General features: G+C 68.6%; 9 protein-coding genes and 3 pseudogenes. 8 read left to right on the forward strand and 4 right to left on the reverse strand.

Annotation, left to right across the window (positions count from 1 at the left end):
• Positions 1 to 124: 124 nt before the first annotated feature.
• The 3 genes and pseudogenes from ACQEVM_RS33425 to ACQEVM_RS33435 all read left to right on the forward strand — a co-directional run bounded on the left by ACQEVM_RS33425 (position 125) and on the right by ACQEVM_RS33435 (position 1,809).
• Entirely contained in the window at positions 125 to 322 is a 198-nt protein-coding gene (locus tag ACQEVM_RS33425; RefSeq protein ID WP_433085568.1) for a hypothetical protein, read from the forward strand.
• Complete coding sequence (locus ACQEVM_RS33430; protein ID WP_433085570.1) at positions 307 to 1,209, forward strand: XRE family transcriptional regulator; 903 nt, start codon at positions 307 to 309, stop codon at positions 1,207 to 1,209. Before ACQEVM_RS33425 ends, ACQEVM_RS33430 begins: the two co-directional genes overlap by 16 nt.
• 18 nt (positions 1,210 to 1,227) lie before the next feature.
• Positions 1,228 to 1,809 (forward strand): annotated as a pseudogene (locus ACQEVM_RS33435) (HD domain-containing protein).
• A gap of 37 nt (positions 1,810 to 1,846) precedes the next feature.
• Here ACQEVM_RS33435 and ACQEVM_RS33440 read toward each other — a convergent pair.
• Positions 1,847 to 2,353 (reverse strand): annotated as a pseudogene (locus ACQEVM_RS33440) (IS701 family transposase); the annotation flags it as partial.
• Positions 2,354 to 2,497: 144 nt separating this feature from the next.
• On the opposite strand from ACQEVM_RS33440, the gene ACQEVM_RS33445 reads away from it, so the two are divergent.
• Positions 2,498 to 3,223 carry a hypothetical protein gene (locus ACQEVM_RS33445; RefSeq protein WP_433085572.1) on the forward strand — a complete coding sequence of 242 codons (726 nt, stop codon included), beginning with the start codon at positions 2,498 to 2,500 and terminating at the stop codon, positions 3,221 to 3,223.
• 267 nt (positions 3,224 to 3,490) lie between these two features.
• Here ACQEVM_RS33445 and ACQEVM_RS33450 read toward each other — a convergent pair whose 3' ends face one another.
• Both ACQEVM_RS33450 and ACQEVM_RS33455 read right to left on the reverse strand, forming a co-directional pair.
• On the reverse strand, positions 3,491 to 4,639 hold the full coding sequence (locus tag ACQEVM_RS33450; protein ID WP_433085574.1) for a methyltransferase domain-containing protein: 1,149 nt from the start codon (positions 4,637 to 4,639) through the stop codon (positions 3,491 to 3,493).
• Positions 4,640 to 4,744: 105 nt separating this feature from the next.
• Positions 4,745 to 5,311 (reverse strand): annotated as a pseudogene (locus tag ACQEVM_RS33455) (IS5 family transposase); the annotation flags it as partial.
• A 181-nt stretch (positions 5,312 to 5,492) separates the two neighbouring features.
• On the opposite strand from ACQEVM_RS33455, the gene ACQEVM_RS33460 reads away from it, so the two are divergent.
• Entirely contained in the window at positions 5,493 to 6,149 is a 657-nt protein-coding gene (locus ACQEVM_RS33460; protein ID WP_433085576.1) for a GOLPH3/VPS74 family protein, read from the forward strand.
• 630 nt (positions 6,150 to 6,779) lie between these two features.
• Here ACQEVM_RS33460 and ACQEVM_RS33465 read toward each other — a convergent pair.
• Positions 6,780 to 7,304: a SigE family RNA polymerase sigma factor gene (locus ACQEVM_RS33465; RefSeq protein WP_433085578.1), complete on the reverse strand. Its 525-nt coding sequence runs from the start codon at positions 7,302 to 7,304 to the stop codon at positions 6,780 to 6,782.
• Between the two features lie 411 nt (positions 7,305 to 7,715).
• On the opposite strand from ACQEVM_RS33465, the gene ACQEVM_RS33470 reads away from it, so the two are divergent.
• The 3 genes from ACQEVM_RS33470 (at position 7,716) to ACQEVM_RS33480 (ending at position 12,034) form a co-directional block, all read left to right on the forward strand.
• The gene (locus ACQEVM_RS33470; RefSeq protein WP_433085580.1) at positions 7,716 to 8,984 is read left to right on the forward strand and encodes a YcaO-like family protein; all 1,269 of its coding nucleotides are present in this window, start codon (positions 7,716 to 7,718) and stop codon (positions 8,982 to 8,984) included.
• Positions 8,985 to 8,992: 8 nt separating this feature from the next.
• Positions 8,993 to 11,284, forward strand: coding sequence for a TOMM precursor leader peptide-binding protein (locus ACQEVM_RS33475; RefSeq protein WP_433085582.1), 2,292 nt, complete (start codon positions 8,993 to 8,995; stop codon positions 11,282 to 11,284).
• A gap of 297 nt (positions 11,285 to 11,581) precedes the next feature.
• A complete protein-coding gene (locus ACQEVM_RS33480) occupies positions 11,582 to 12,034 on the forward strand; it encodes a hypothetical protein (RefSeq protein ID WP_433085584.1) in 453 nt (150 codons plus the stop codon).
• The last annotated feature ends 17 nt before the right edge of the window (positions 12,035 to 12,051 follow it).

The raw sequence follows: 12,051 nt of genomic DNA on the forward strand, positions 1-12,051 counted from the left end.
CACCAGCGCGACCGGGCTGCCAGTGACCGGCGCCCGATCACACGGATTGACCGTACGAGCGGTCGGGGTGGAGTAGGACTGACTGCGGGTACGAGTAGAGCGCGCCACATCCAAGGGGAGCGCCATGAACAGCAAATCGCTACGCGCGGGTCTCATCAGCGGCTTCGTGCTGCGCGCCGCCCGGACGTCGATCCCGGCCACCCAGCAGGGTCTCGCCGAGCTCTTGGCGGTGGATCTGACGACCGTGCAGGGCTGGGAGTCGGGGCGCCGGCCGCTGGCGCACATGAGGGCCGGCGGCTCCTCGGCATGCGGCGTCGACTAGCCGTGCTGGGGGCCGGCCCGAGCGTCCTCGCTCTCCTGGACCCCGCGATGGACGCCGACCGCATCATCACGGCCGTCCTGGCCTCCGGCGACGATGCCGCACATCCCCTCGGCGAGTGGGTCCACAACCGCCAGACCGCCCACATGCTCGCCTGGGCGCTCACCGGCACCGCACCATCCTCCGTGGCCGACCTCCTTGCCGCGCCCCGCAGGGGCCCGGCTGCCGCCGCCCCGCTCCTCGACGTCGACGCCCGGCGCGTCTTCTTCGACCGGTTGCGGAACACCGCCGAGACCGCGTCCCGGACCGGGGCCGGCGGAATCCTGCTGCACCGTCAAGCCCTCTATCTCCCCTCCTATGACCGGTCCCCGCAGGCGATCGCATGGACGGCGCACGCCCTGCACGCCGGGCGCGGAGCGCTGGCCGGACGCGGGTGGACGCCGCGCTGGGCCGAAGCCCGCTCGACCGCTGCCGCTCTCGCCCGTCTGGGCGACCCGGTGCCTCTGTGGGACTTCATCGAGCGGGCGATGGCCGACGACGACGACGGCGAGGCCGCGAACCTGAACTACTGGGCGTACTGGCTTGGCGTCGCCCATCAGCCGCAGGCCGACGACGCGTTCATGCGCGATCGAGACCTCACCGGCCTGGATCCCGTCGCCCTCTTACGGGCCCTCGCCGACGGCATGCACTTCGCCCCCGGTTACGTCGACCTCTATACGTATTCGATGTGGTCCCTGCTGCACGCGCACCCCTGGCTGCCCGAGGCCCTCCCGTCCCTGTCCGTGTCGCTCGCCGAGCGGCTGGACAGACTCTTGGACGAGGGCGGGATCTCGCCGAGATCCAGACGTGAACTCGCCTCCATCCACTACGTTTTGCACCAGAACCGATGATCGGCAACGGAGGTCACCATGGCAGACGAGACGGCGAACGCGCAGGGCACGGCCGGATCCGTCTTCGAGATGGGTGTCTTGAAGAACGCGAAGCGCACTGGTTGGTGGTTCACCGGGAACAACAACCCGGAGTCGATCGCCGAGCACAGTTTCCGCGTCGGGATCATCGGCTCCGTTCTCGCGATGATGGAAGGCGCGGATGCCGGCAAGGTCGCACTGATGTGTCTGTTCCACGACACGCAGGAGACCCGCCTCGGCGACATCCCGCACATCGGCCGCCGCTACATCGACGCCGCCACGAACCAGACCGTGACCGCCGACCAGGTCTCCGCCGCCCACCCGTCGGTCTAGGCCGGTGTGCAACGGATCGTGGACGAGTACGAGAGCGGAAGCTCCCTCGAAGTCCTCGTTGCCCACGATGCCGACAAGCTGGAGTGCCTGGTACAGGCGGTGGAGTACCGGGCGCAGGGGTACGCCGAGGTCCAGGACTGGATCGACACCTCGCTCGCCAGCCTGAAGACTGCCTCAGCGCAGGCTCTGGCGGAGGCCGCGCTGACGATGTCGCCGCTCCAGTGGCGCCGCACCTTCCTGGAGCGCTGACCCGCGGCAGGCCGAGTGCGGCCACGAGTCCGTCAGGCTCTGCCGCCTGGAACGACTCCTCGATCGCCCACCGCGCGGTGGCCACCTTGACCAGGTCCTTCAGCCGGGTGCCGACGGGGCCGTAGCAGACGTAGTGGGCGATCTTGCCCGGGTCGCTGACGGAGCGGCGTGCGAGGACCCAGTGTCCGACGCCGTTCTCCCACACGGGCTGAATCGCTACTCGGGCCCAGTCGTAGCTCCGCTCGCCGTCGGAGCCCTGGCCTCCGGAGATGCGCTTCCAGGCATGCCGCGGCAGTGTCGCGATCGGCTCGTCCACGCGGACCTCGGCCCAGCCCGCGGTGATCACGGTGTCGTTGACCTTGGTGACGAGCACGTGCGCGATGCGGCGTTCCTCCCGCCAGGACCTGAGGTACTTGACCTGGACCTACGCCTCGTTCGCGGTCACCCAGACGAACGGGGCGCGGGCGTCGATCGCGCGCTGCAACATCCATTTGAAGTGCTCGTTCTTCGTCGCGAACGGCACCTCGTCCCCAGGGAACGCTGCCGAACCGCCGGCAGGCCTGGAACGTGCCGATCTGGCTCGAACCACGACTCGACCTGCTCAACCGTCAGCTCATCGGCACACAGATACACCAACGAACCCCACACCACATCCCTCACGCAGATGCGGCCGGATTAGGCTGACCGGATGACAGCTGATCGCACAGCAGCCAAGTACCGCCGCATCCTCGCCCTGGCCGGCGCGGCCGGGATCGCCCTTGCCGGGAGCGCCTGTTCCTCGTCCGGGAGTTCCGGCGGGGCCGCCTCAGGCGGTGAGAGGTTGTCCTACGACCGGGTCGCCTCGACGGCGAAGCAGCTGACGGGTACGTCGGCCTGCCCGTTCGGCCTCGACCCGGCGGCGGCGCTGAAGGCGGCCGGTGCCGAACGGACCGTCACCCCGGCGGCGTCCGGCGGCGACCCCGCGGTTCAGGGAACCGTCGACCCGGGCCGGCCGGCCCAGGCCTGGCCCAGCGGGCAGCCCACGCCGTCCGGGATCCCCTCCATCCCCGCCGTCCCGCCGAACGCGTCCGTCGTCTGCAACTTCACGGCTTCGGAAGCACCGGTGGAGATCGACCTCGTGGCCGTGTCCGACGGCGGGGTGGCGGTGAACCTGGCGCTGCCGATGATCGCCGCCCTCGGCAACCTCAGCACCACCGAGGTGATGGCGTTCTCCAAGGACGAGCCCGGGATCGGCCAGACCAGGGTCACCCCGGGCCGGGGCACGGCCGCCGTCGCACGGGTGGCGGTGGCGGGCAAGGGCGACTTGGCGCTCGTGGTCTCCCAGGGATCGACCGTCACCAAGGCCGACCCGGCCCTGGCCGGCGAGTCGCTCAGGAAGATCGCCGAGGCACTCGCGGTCCAGCTGCGACCGTAGGCGGCGCCGGCAGGCGACCCGCCGCGCACTGCTCGCCGCCCGACCGGAGCAAGCCGGTGCGGTACCCGGGAGGGCCGAACCGGAGGTCCCAGGGCCCGGATGCGGGCATGGAACCCGGCCATCCCCTCGAACCACGACTCGACCTGCTCAACCGTCAGCTCATCGGCACACAGATACACCAACGAGCCCCACACCACATCCCTCACGCAGATGCGGTTGCAGTATTAGTGGTGGTGAAAGGGCAGCCACCCCATCATCCGATTCTCCTCATGTTTGTCTCTCGCTCGTCACGGACGGCAGTGACGCAGTGTAAGAGCCGGCCTCAGCCCCGCCGGCCCAGAGGTACTGTCCCGTCGGCGTGACGGTCATTCCGAAATCCCAGAGTGATGGGGCTCCACGCTCGTCCCAGTGTTGTCGTCCGGCCTCGGCTTCGACCAGGAGCCGCCGGGGCCCACCTTCCCTCGCCGTGGTGGTGCCAGTGTGGTCGACGGTGGCCGACGCCCACGAGCTCACGCCGTCGTGCAGCCGCACGGTGAAGCACTGCTCGGTGTCCGTGGTGGTGATGCGAATGTCGGGGTGGGAGACGCGCAGGGCGAACAGCAGATCCGTGTCGGCGAGCGGGCGGAGATCCTGCTGCACGGGGACCTCTCGGACGAGCGCCGGGTCGTCGCCGCGGATGGCGTGATGCTCGCGGCCCTGGTCGGTTCCCCGGCTGGGCATGAACACTCCGAGGCCCTGTACCCAGCCAGTGGCGGACTTCCCGTCGTCCGCGACGGTGAGCGCGATGTGCCCGAGCCGGCCCCAGGGGACGACCAGGCGACCACCGGGTCTGGTCTGCTCGATCCACGCCCATGGAACCTCGTCCACGGCATAGGTGGCGATCACCCGGTCGAACGCGGCTCCCGTCGGCCATCCGGTGTTGCCGTCGCCGGTGTGCACGGCCACGTCGAGGCCGGAGGCATCGAGGCGTTCACGGGCGGCGGTGGTCAACGTCCCGTCGACCTCCACGGTGGTGACCAGCCCCCCGCCGGCGCGGGCGGCGAGGAGGTCGGCGTTCCAGCCCGCACCCGCGCCCACTTCCAGGACGCGGTGGCTGGGCTCCAGGATCAGGGAGTCGAGCATGTCGGCGACGACGGAGACACAGGACAGGCTTGAACTGGGCAGGCCGTCCAGGATCTGCGTGATGGCCGAGTCGTAGGGGCCGGCGTAGACGAGGTCGGCCCAGCGGTCAGGGTCAACGGCGCGGTCAACGGATACGTACGCCTCGCCGTCCCACGTCCACAACCGTTCGGGCGCGAACATGTGGCGCGGGACGGTTTCCAGGATGGCGCGGCGGACCCAGGGAGAGTCCGCCGGCCACAAGCCCTGGGTATCCATGGCTTCCGTCAGCGCGAGCCGACGGTCATCGAGGTACATGTCGTCGCGCTACTTCCTGCGAGTACCGGACGGCGGAGGAGACTTCGGGACCTCTCCGTCGCTGTTTCCCGGCGGCGGCTTGCCCGTGCTGGGGTCGGGGCTCGGCTTGTCCGCGTGGAGCTTGCCGGGCTTGCGCCGGCGGCGTCCACGGCGGGATCGGATGGGCAGTATCCCGCGAACGAGGGGCTCGAGAGCCTGGCTGTCGTGAAGGTTCGCACCCGAGATTCCGACGGACAGGGGCAGACCGGTCCGCTCCGTGATCAAGTGGATCTTCGACCCGAACTTGCCCCGGTCGACAGGATTCGGACCTGTCAGGTCCCCTTTTTCAGGGCCCTCATGTTCACCGAGTCGATCGCGCAGCGGGACCAGTCCAGCTCACCGCGGGCGCCGAGCTCATCGAGGACCAAGCGGTTGAGTTTGGCCCACACCCGGGCCTTGCTCCACTCCGAGAAACGCCGGTGGGCTGTCGCCCCGGACGGGCCGAACGAGGCCGTGGGCAGCTGCTGCCAGGTACAACCCGACGTGGCCACGAAACACGATCGCGGCGAGGACCTCCCGGTCACCGTGCCGGCGCCGCCCACCACCCTGAGGCCTCGACGGCGCCTCCGGAACCACCAGCTGGAACAGCACCCGCAACTCATCCGGAACCAGCCGCTCAACAATCCCCACCATGACCGGCAGCCTACCTGCCAACGCCAAATGAGATGACGTCTTACGGAGACCGCCGTCAGCCAATCGGCTGCCAAGTAGCGCGCGTTCGCGGCTATGCCCTCGGGGTAGGAGGACGTAGAGGGGAACTGATTGCCCGCCTTGGGCGTCCCTAGCCGTCGAGTCGAGTTACGGGGGGACCGGCGTGATCGTGACACTGGCCGAAGAGATCATGCTGCTGTCGCTGGACGATGAGGCCGGGGCGGTCCGTGAGCGGCAGGCCTGCCAGTGGGCTGTTGCGGGTGGGATCGTGCTCGAGCTGGTGCTGGCAGGCCGTCTTTCTGTGGACGGGGGTCGGATCACCGTGGTCGACACGGTTCCGACTAGGGTAGGACTGCTCGACGGCCGGCTCAGGACGATCGATACCTGGGCAGCGGGGACACGCCGGCCGCCGAAAGTGACGGCGTGGCTGACCAAGGACAACCGCAAGGCGCTGGATGCCACCGTTGCATCTCTCAGGGAGCGCGGCCTGGTCAGCCAAGAGCAGCGCAAGGTATTGGGGATCTTTACGGTGCAACGGTTCCCCGAGGTGGACGGCACGGTCGAGAGGGAGCTGCGTGCACGGCTCCAAGAAGTGGTCCTGCGGCGTGCCGAGCCCGACGACCGCTCGGCCGGCCTTATTGCACTGCTGCACGGCGCCAAGCTGCACCGCCTGGCATTCCCCGACCGGCCGGCGCGAGAGGTCGTTCCGCGAATGCGGGAGGTATCCGAGGGCCAATGGGTCGGCGAGAGCGTCCGCAAGGCGATACGGGAGATGCAGGCGGCGATGACTGCAGTTGCTCTGGTCACGATGCGGAGCTGACCATTCCGAACGAGTTGACTTAGCCACTGGATCGGCATTTCTGGCGGTCCGGGCGTCAGTCAACACGGTGCGGTAGTAGCTGGCTACTGAAGTTTTTCCTCTTGCTGGGAGTCGTCAGCCGATCTGCGGATCGTCGCGATGAGTTCGTCATCGCTCAATACAGAGGGCGGGGCCGAGGCTGAGCCGAGGAGGGCGCGCAGCGTTTCACGGAGTGACTCCGAATCATCGCTCTCGCGTTCTGGTGCCTGATCTCGCATATTCTCACTCATGAATCAACCCTATGGGGAAATGGAGGGCAGAATAGATTGGTCTCATAAGCAGTTTATGGAGATCGACGAGGGCCACTGGCACCTTTGAGGATTTCTGTCCGTCTTGATGAGAGCAGCCTGGCGATGCTGTTGCGCACCCGTGCCCAAGACTGCCGGGCTACCGGACCCTTGGCAAGGGTCCGTCTTCGGCGGACTGTCCTCGGCGGACCGTCGCCGCGCCGGGGCCCGATGTGGACCACGCACAGGAAGAGTGTCCTGACCTTGCCGGAGTATGCGGCATACATACCCGCATCCATGCAGGTCAGGACACCATCCCCCTACCAGGTTGTCAGACTTGCCCATTTATCGGCATGCCCGCGGGTCAGCCTTCGTGTCGGCGGGATCCCAACTCGCCGAGTAGTTCACGCAGGATTCGCAGCGCGCGCGAGGTGGAGCTGCGGACCGTCGAGGAGGAGCAGTCCATGATCTGCGCGACCTCTTCGATCCCCAGGTCCTCCCAGTAGCGCAGGTAGACGAGGCTGCGTTGCCGCGGGGTGAGAGTGGCCAGTGCTTCGAGCAGGACCAGCCTTTCCCCGATCCGGGCCAACTCCTCGGGGCCGGGTTCCGGTTCGGGCAACGAGTCCTGCAGCAGCTCACGGGTCCAGCGGTGCCTGCGTCGTTCGTCGATGAATAGCCGCACCATCACGGTGCGGGTGTAGGCGGACAGTGCTTCGTGGTGATCCAGCCGTTCCCAGGATCGATAGACGGCGATCAGCGTCTGCTGTACAAGATCGTCAGCCGCGAACCAGTCCCCCACCAGTACGAAGGCCTTGCGTCTGAGTGCTGGTCGAACACCCACGACGTGCCGTGCGAAGTCGTCTTCGTGCGCCTTGTCCAATCTGTTCATCCCCGTTTCAAAACTATCTGTCATGGCGAACAGCGCCCCGACCTGTCCACCACGTGTAGAAGGTTGCAACCGTTCGCGACAGATCGTGAACCTCAGCCGCGAATGGCGCCCAACGGAGTCAAACATGTCATCTGCTCTCCCGCTAGTGACCAGAAGGTAGTGGCCGGAAGACCCAACATGGCTTGCAATAAACTGACCTGATGACGCGAAGTGTCTTACGTGTGTCCGAAATGGGGGAATCAGTTTGCGGCTTCAACGAACGCAAATGAGTCGAGATATCGGCTGCGGCTCAGCCGGATCTCAGGCGGTCGGGGAGGGTGGGGAATGAGGACGCTTCAGGCGACGCCGCAGGGAGCTGCGGTGCCCGAATCCTTGCGCCGGATCGGAAGGTTAGTGTCGCCGTACGGGCTCGTGTCGAGGCTGACCTGGCTGCCCGTAACAGAAGGCGAACCTGACTTCGCGGTCTTCTCCGGATCTCTGGGCAACCCGGGAGCCGTTCTCGCAGCGCAGTCGGAGTGGACACACGACGCCTCCTCCGGCAACTTCGACGGGGCCGGAGGAGCGCTGGACCGCGAGACGGCGGCGCACCTCGCGGCAGCTGAATCCCTGGAGCGGTACTCCTCGTGTGCCTGGTCCCCGCGGGACATGATCTGGGCGACCGCCGAGGAACTCGGCGAGGACGCCATTCCGCCCTGGAAATGGCCGAACCTCGCACCGGCCGAACTGGCCGACCCGCGCTGCGGTCTGGTCCCCACCGACCCGCGCATGCCACTGCGCTGGGTTGAAGGCTGGTCCCTCGCCCGCGGCCGCAAGGTGTACGTTCCGGCCGTCCAGGTTTACCTGAAGTGCTCACCGGAGTCGGCTGCGGAGCGTTTCGTTCACCCGGTATCCACGGGCTGCGCCACCCATGCCGACCCGCTGGCCGCGATTGCCAACGGGCTGATGGAAGTCGTCGAACGGGACTCCATCGCCCTGACCTGGCTCCAGCGCCTGCGGCTTCCCCGACTGGAGTTCGCCCCCGACGACCTAGCGCCGGAACACCGGGCGTTCGTGGAACGCGCGGCCAACGAGAACATCCGTACCCTGCTCTTCGACGCCACGACGGATCTCGGCATTCCGGTTATTTACGGAGTGCAGCTGGCAGACCACGACCCCGATCTCGCCCAACTCGTCGTCGCCACATGTGACACCGACCCCGGCAAGGCCATCGCCAAACTGCACCGTGAGGCCGCCTCACTGCGCATCGCGCTCCGTTCCCACGCGAGCCGGCACACGCACCCCGACGACCCGCAGGACATCGTCAGTGTGATCGGCGGCGCACTCCTCGCCGGGAAGCCCGACCAGCGCCACCGGTTCAGGTTCCTCCTGGAAGGCGAGCGCCCCGTACGGGCCTTCGCGGACCTGCCACGCCCCGCGCCGGGAGCGCAAGAGCTCCCGTGGCTCCTGGAGCGGTTGTCCCGGGCCGGGTGCGAGGTCGTGGTCGTCGACATCACGACCGACGAGGCCCGCCAGGTGGGTGCGACCGCCGTACGGGTCATGGTGCCGCAGCTGATGCCGCTCTCCTTCGCCCACCGAGCCCGCTACCTGGCCCATCCCCGCCTCTACGAGGCCCCCCACGCCATGGGACATCCCGTGCACGACATCGACGGCATCAATCCCGACCCGCAGCCCTTCGCATGAGGTAGGTCATGAATCGTCACCTGCTCGTACTCGCCTCGGGAGCCTTCGGCAAGGACGTCGCACGACGTCTGCAATACGACCCCCGGGACCACGGACACGACATCACCCTGATGGAGATCGACGAGGGCACCCACCCGAGTCTGTGGCCCCGCGCCGACCTCATCGTGTTGACCACCTCCCATGAACGGCCCCGTATCGACGAGGCGACGGACCGTGCCGCCTTCGCCTGGGGCACTCCCTGGTTCGGGGTGCACACCACTGCCACCGAGGTGTTGTGCGGCCCCGTGGTGGTCCCCGGCCGCACGGCCTGCCACCAGTGCTACGTGCGCCGGCGCAGCCAGCACAGGCGCCCCGAGTACGGCACCGCCGACACAGGTGACCGCCACCCCACCGGCTATCCGGTCCATGCCGTCGGCATTGCCGCCGCCTTCGCCAGGCAAGCTGTCGAGGAGGCGCTGGACGCCCCCGGCGACGACGAGGCAATCGGCGGCACCGTACGCAAGTTCGACCAAATCACCGGCGCTACCAGCAAGTCGTCCGTGATCGCGGTGGACCGCTGCGAGCGGTGCCGAACCCCCGCCGCCGGCGACGAAACTGTGGCGCCGACTGGTCTCGATCACCGAAGGGCGGACAGCGTGAGCGATCAATCCATGATGACGGCCGAAACCGTAGGCTCCGCCGCGCGGTTCGACCCGCAGCTGCGCATCCCCCTCCGGCCGCGGCTGCGTCGCGGCCTGGTGGTCAGCACCGAAGCCGACCAGCTGGTGGTGACCGGACCGCCCAAGAAGCAGCTCTTCCGCGGCAGGTCCGCCACGGAGATGCTGCCCGGTCTGCTCGCCCTGCTGGACGGCCAGCGCACACACGACCGGCTCGCGGCAGAGCTCGGAATGCCCGAAGAGGTCGTGTTCAAGGCGCTCTCGCTGTTGTGGACCTGTGGCGTCGTCGAAGAAGGACCGCCACGGGCGACGGAAGGCGAAGCAGTAGCGGATGTCGACGACCGGCTCGCCGACTACCTGTCCCGGGTGGGCAGCGCCACCGAGGTGAACCCCTGTTGGGAGGAGGCCGCAGCCCGCCTGAGCGCCGCCGACATCGAAGTCTTCGGCGATCAGGCCCTCGCCGGGTACCTGCGCGACGAGCTCACCGGCTCCGTACGGGTCACCCTCGCCACCGGCGACACCCCATCCGAACAGGCGACCCTTGTGGTCTGGGCCGATGCCGGAGACGGTACGCGGGGCGCAGAACGCGGAGAAGGCCGGGACCTCCTCGCCAAGCACTGCTGGGACAAGGGCATCCCGATGCTGCGCCTGAGCGTGCGCGGTCGCCGTGCAGCCCTGGGCCCGCTGGTCGACCCCCGTACCACGCCGTGCCTGGACTGCCTGACCGCCGACGACGAGGACGAGGACGACGACCGTACAGCCACGGCCGGCGACCACGAGCTCGCCACCGCGCTGTTCGCCCGCGACGTGTTCGCCGCGATCTCCCGGACCACCCCCACACCCCTGCCGATGCGCTGGCGTGTGGTGGACCTGGAGACCCTCGGCCAGCGGGACGCCGCCTCTGCGACCCGGCCCGGCTGCCGGCGCTGTTCCGTGGCCGAGGGGACCGTCGTGGAACGTGCCGCCCCGGCCACGCGCTTCGAGGCGTCCGTGGCCATGCCGCCGAAGGAGTTCGCCGACCTCAAGGCCCACCAGATGCACTACAAGCCTTCCAACCTGGCTCTGCAGCGCGTCTCCCGGACCTGGCCGGTCGCCCCCGCCGTCGAGCTCCCACCGCCCGGCCACGACCGGCTCGACCGGTCCGCTCCGCTCCACAACGCGGAAAGTCCCGGAGCGGACACGCTGTCGCTGCTGCTCTCCGTCACGGCGGGGATCAGGGCCGACAACGCGGACAAGGTGGCCCGTTGGACGGCAAGCGGCGGCAACATCGGCTCGGTGACCGCGTACGCCGTCGTGCGGGAAACACCGGGCATCCCCCCGGGTGTCTACGGCTACGTCGCCTCCGGGCACCGCCTTGCCCGGCTGTCCTCCCGGATCGACGCCCTGCCCGGCAACCAACCGTTCAGCATCGTACTGACCGGCGACTTCCCGAAGGTCGCCCGGAAGTACTCCGCCTTCGCCCTGCGCATCGTCCTGCTCGACAGCGGCTGCGCCCAGGCCACCGCCCGGGAGGCGGCGCACACCCTGGGTATCGGCTTCGCCATGCGCCCCAGCTGGGATGACGAGGCCCTCGCCACGGCCCTTGGGACGAACCCCGACACGGAACCGGTCACGGCCGTCATCGACCTGGGAGACGACGCATGAACAGCCCGCACGACCTTGCCGCGGAGCTCCTCACCGCCTTCCGAACCCCGGCGACCGCAGGCATCGCCACCGTCCCGGCGCCCGCGCGGCCCGCGGCCCGCCCGCCCGCACCTCTCGGACCACCAGTCCGCTTCACCGCCCAACAGCGTGACAGGTTCTCCCTGCTCACCGTTCTGGAGAAGCGCCGCTCCATCCGGTTTCTTCGGACCGCAGCCCGTCGACGCCTCACTCGTCGCCGACGTAGCCGCCCGGGGCATCGAGGCGGACCGTGCGTCTTGGCCGCAGGAACAAGAGCGGATGCCGCTGCAGATCAACGTCGTTGCCTTCCGGCTCACAGGCCTAGAACCCGGCATGTACGTGCTCGAGACGGGCAGCGGTACGCAGCGGTCCTACCTCCCGGTCGCCCCGCTGCCGCCGGCTGAGGCCCTGCACGACCTGACGATCCAGCGGGAGTTCTGCGATTCCGCCGCCATCATCTCCTTCGCCGCGGACCTGGACCTGGCGAGCCGCCTCCACGGCGCCCACGGCTACCGGACACTCATGACCCGCACCGCGGCAGCCGCCTACACGATGTGGCTCGACGCCGTGGCCGTCGGACTCGTCGGCACTGTCTTCGCCGGGTTCATCCCGGCTTCCGTACGGCTGCCGCTGCGCAGCGACGGGGCCAGCCGGCACCAGCTCTTCGCCCTGGCCCTGGGCGGCGCATTGACGCCGCCCCCACTACCTCCGGGGCCGACCGGCCACCGGTGACCCGATAGACCGGCATC

The sequence above is a fragment of the Streptomyces sp. CA-243310 genome (assembly GCF_050936775.1).
Taxonomy (GTDB): domain Bacteria; phylum Actinomycetota; class Actinomycetes; order Streptomycetales; family Streptomycetaceae; genus Streptomyces.

Excerpts from the sequence above, each read along its gene's own strand:
- ACQEVM_RS33425 (WP_433085568.1), top strand. The coding sequence starts at position 125 with ATGAACAGCAAATCGCTACGCGCGGGTCTCATCAGCGGCTTCGTGCTG.
- ACQEVM_RS33430 (WP_433085570.1), top strand. The coding sequence starts at position 307 with ATGCGGCGTCGACTAGCCGTGCTGGGGGCCGGCCCGAGCGTCCTCGCT.
- ACQEVM_RS33445 (WP_433085572.1), top strand. The coding sequence starts at position 2,498 with ATGACAGCTGATCGCACAGCAGCCAAGTACCGCCGCATCCTCGCCCTG.
- ACQEVM_RS33450 (WP_433085574.1), bottom strand. The coding sequence starts at position 4,639 with ATGTACCTCGATGACCGTCGGCTCGCGCTGACGGAAGCCATGGATACC.
- ACQEVM_RS33465 (WP_433085578.1), bottom strand. The coding sequence starts at position 7,304 with ATGAACAGATTGGACAAGGCGCACGAAGACGACTTCGCACGGCACGTC.
- ACQEVM_RS33475 (WP_433085582.1), top strand. The coding sequence starts at position 8,993 with ATGAATCGTCACCTGCTCGTACTCGCCTCGGGAGCCTTCGGCAAGGAC.
- ACQEVM_RS33480 (WP_433085584.1), top strand. The coding sequence starts at position 11,582 with ATGCCGCTGCAGATCAACGTCGTTGCCTTCCGGCTCACAGGCCTAGAA.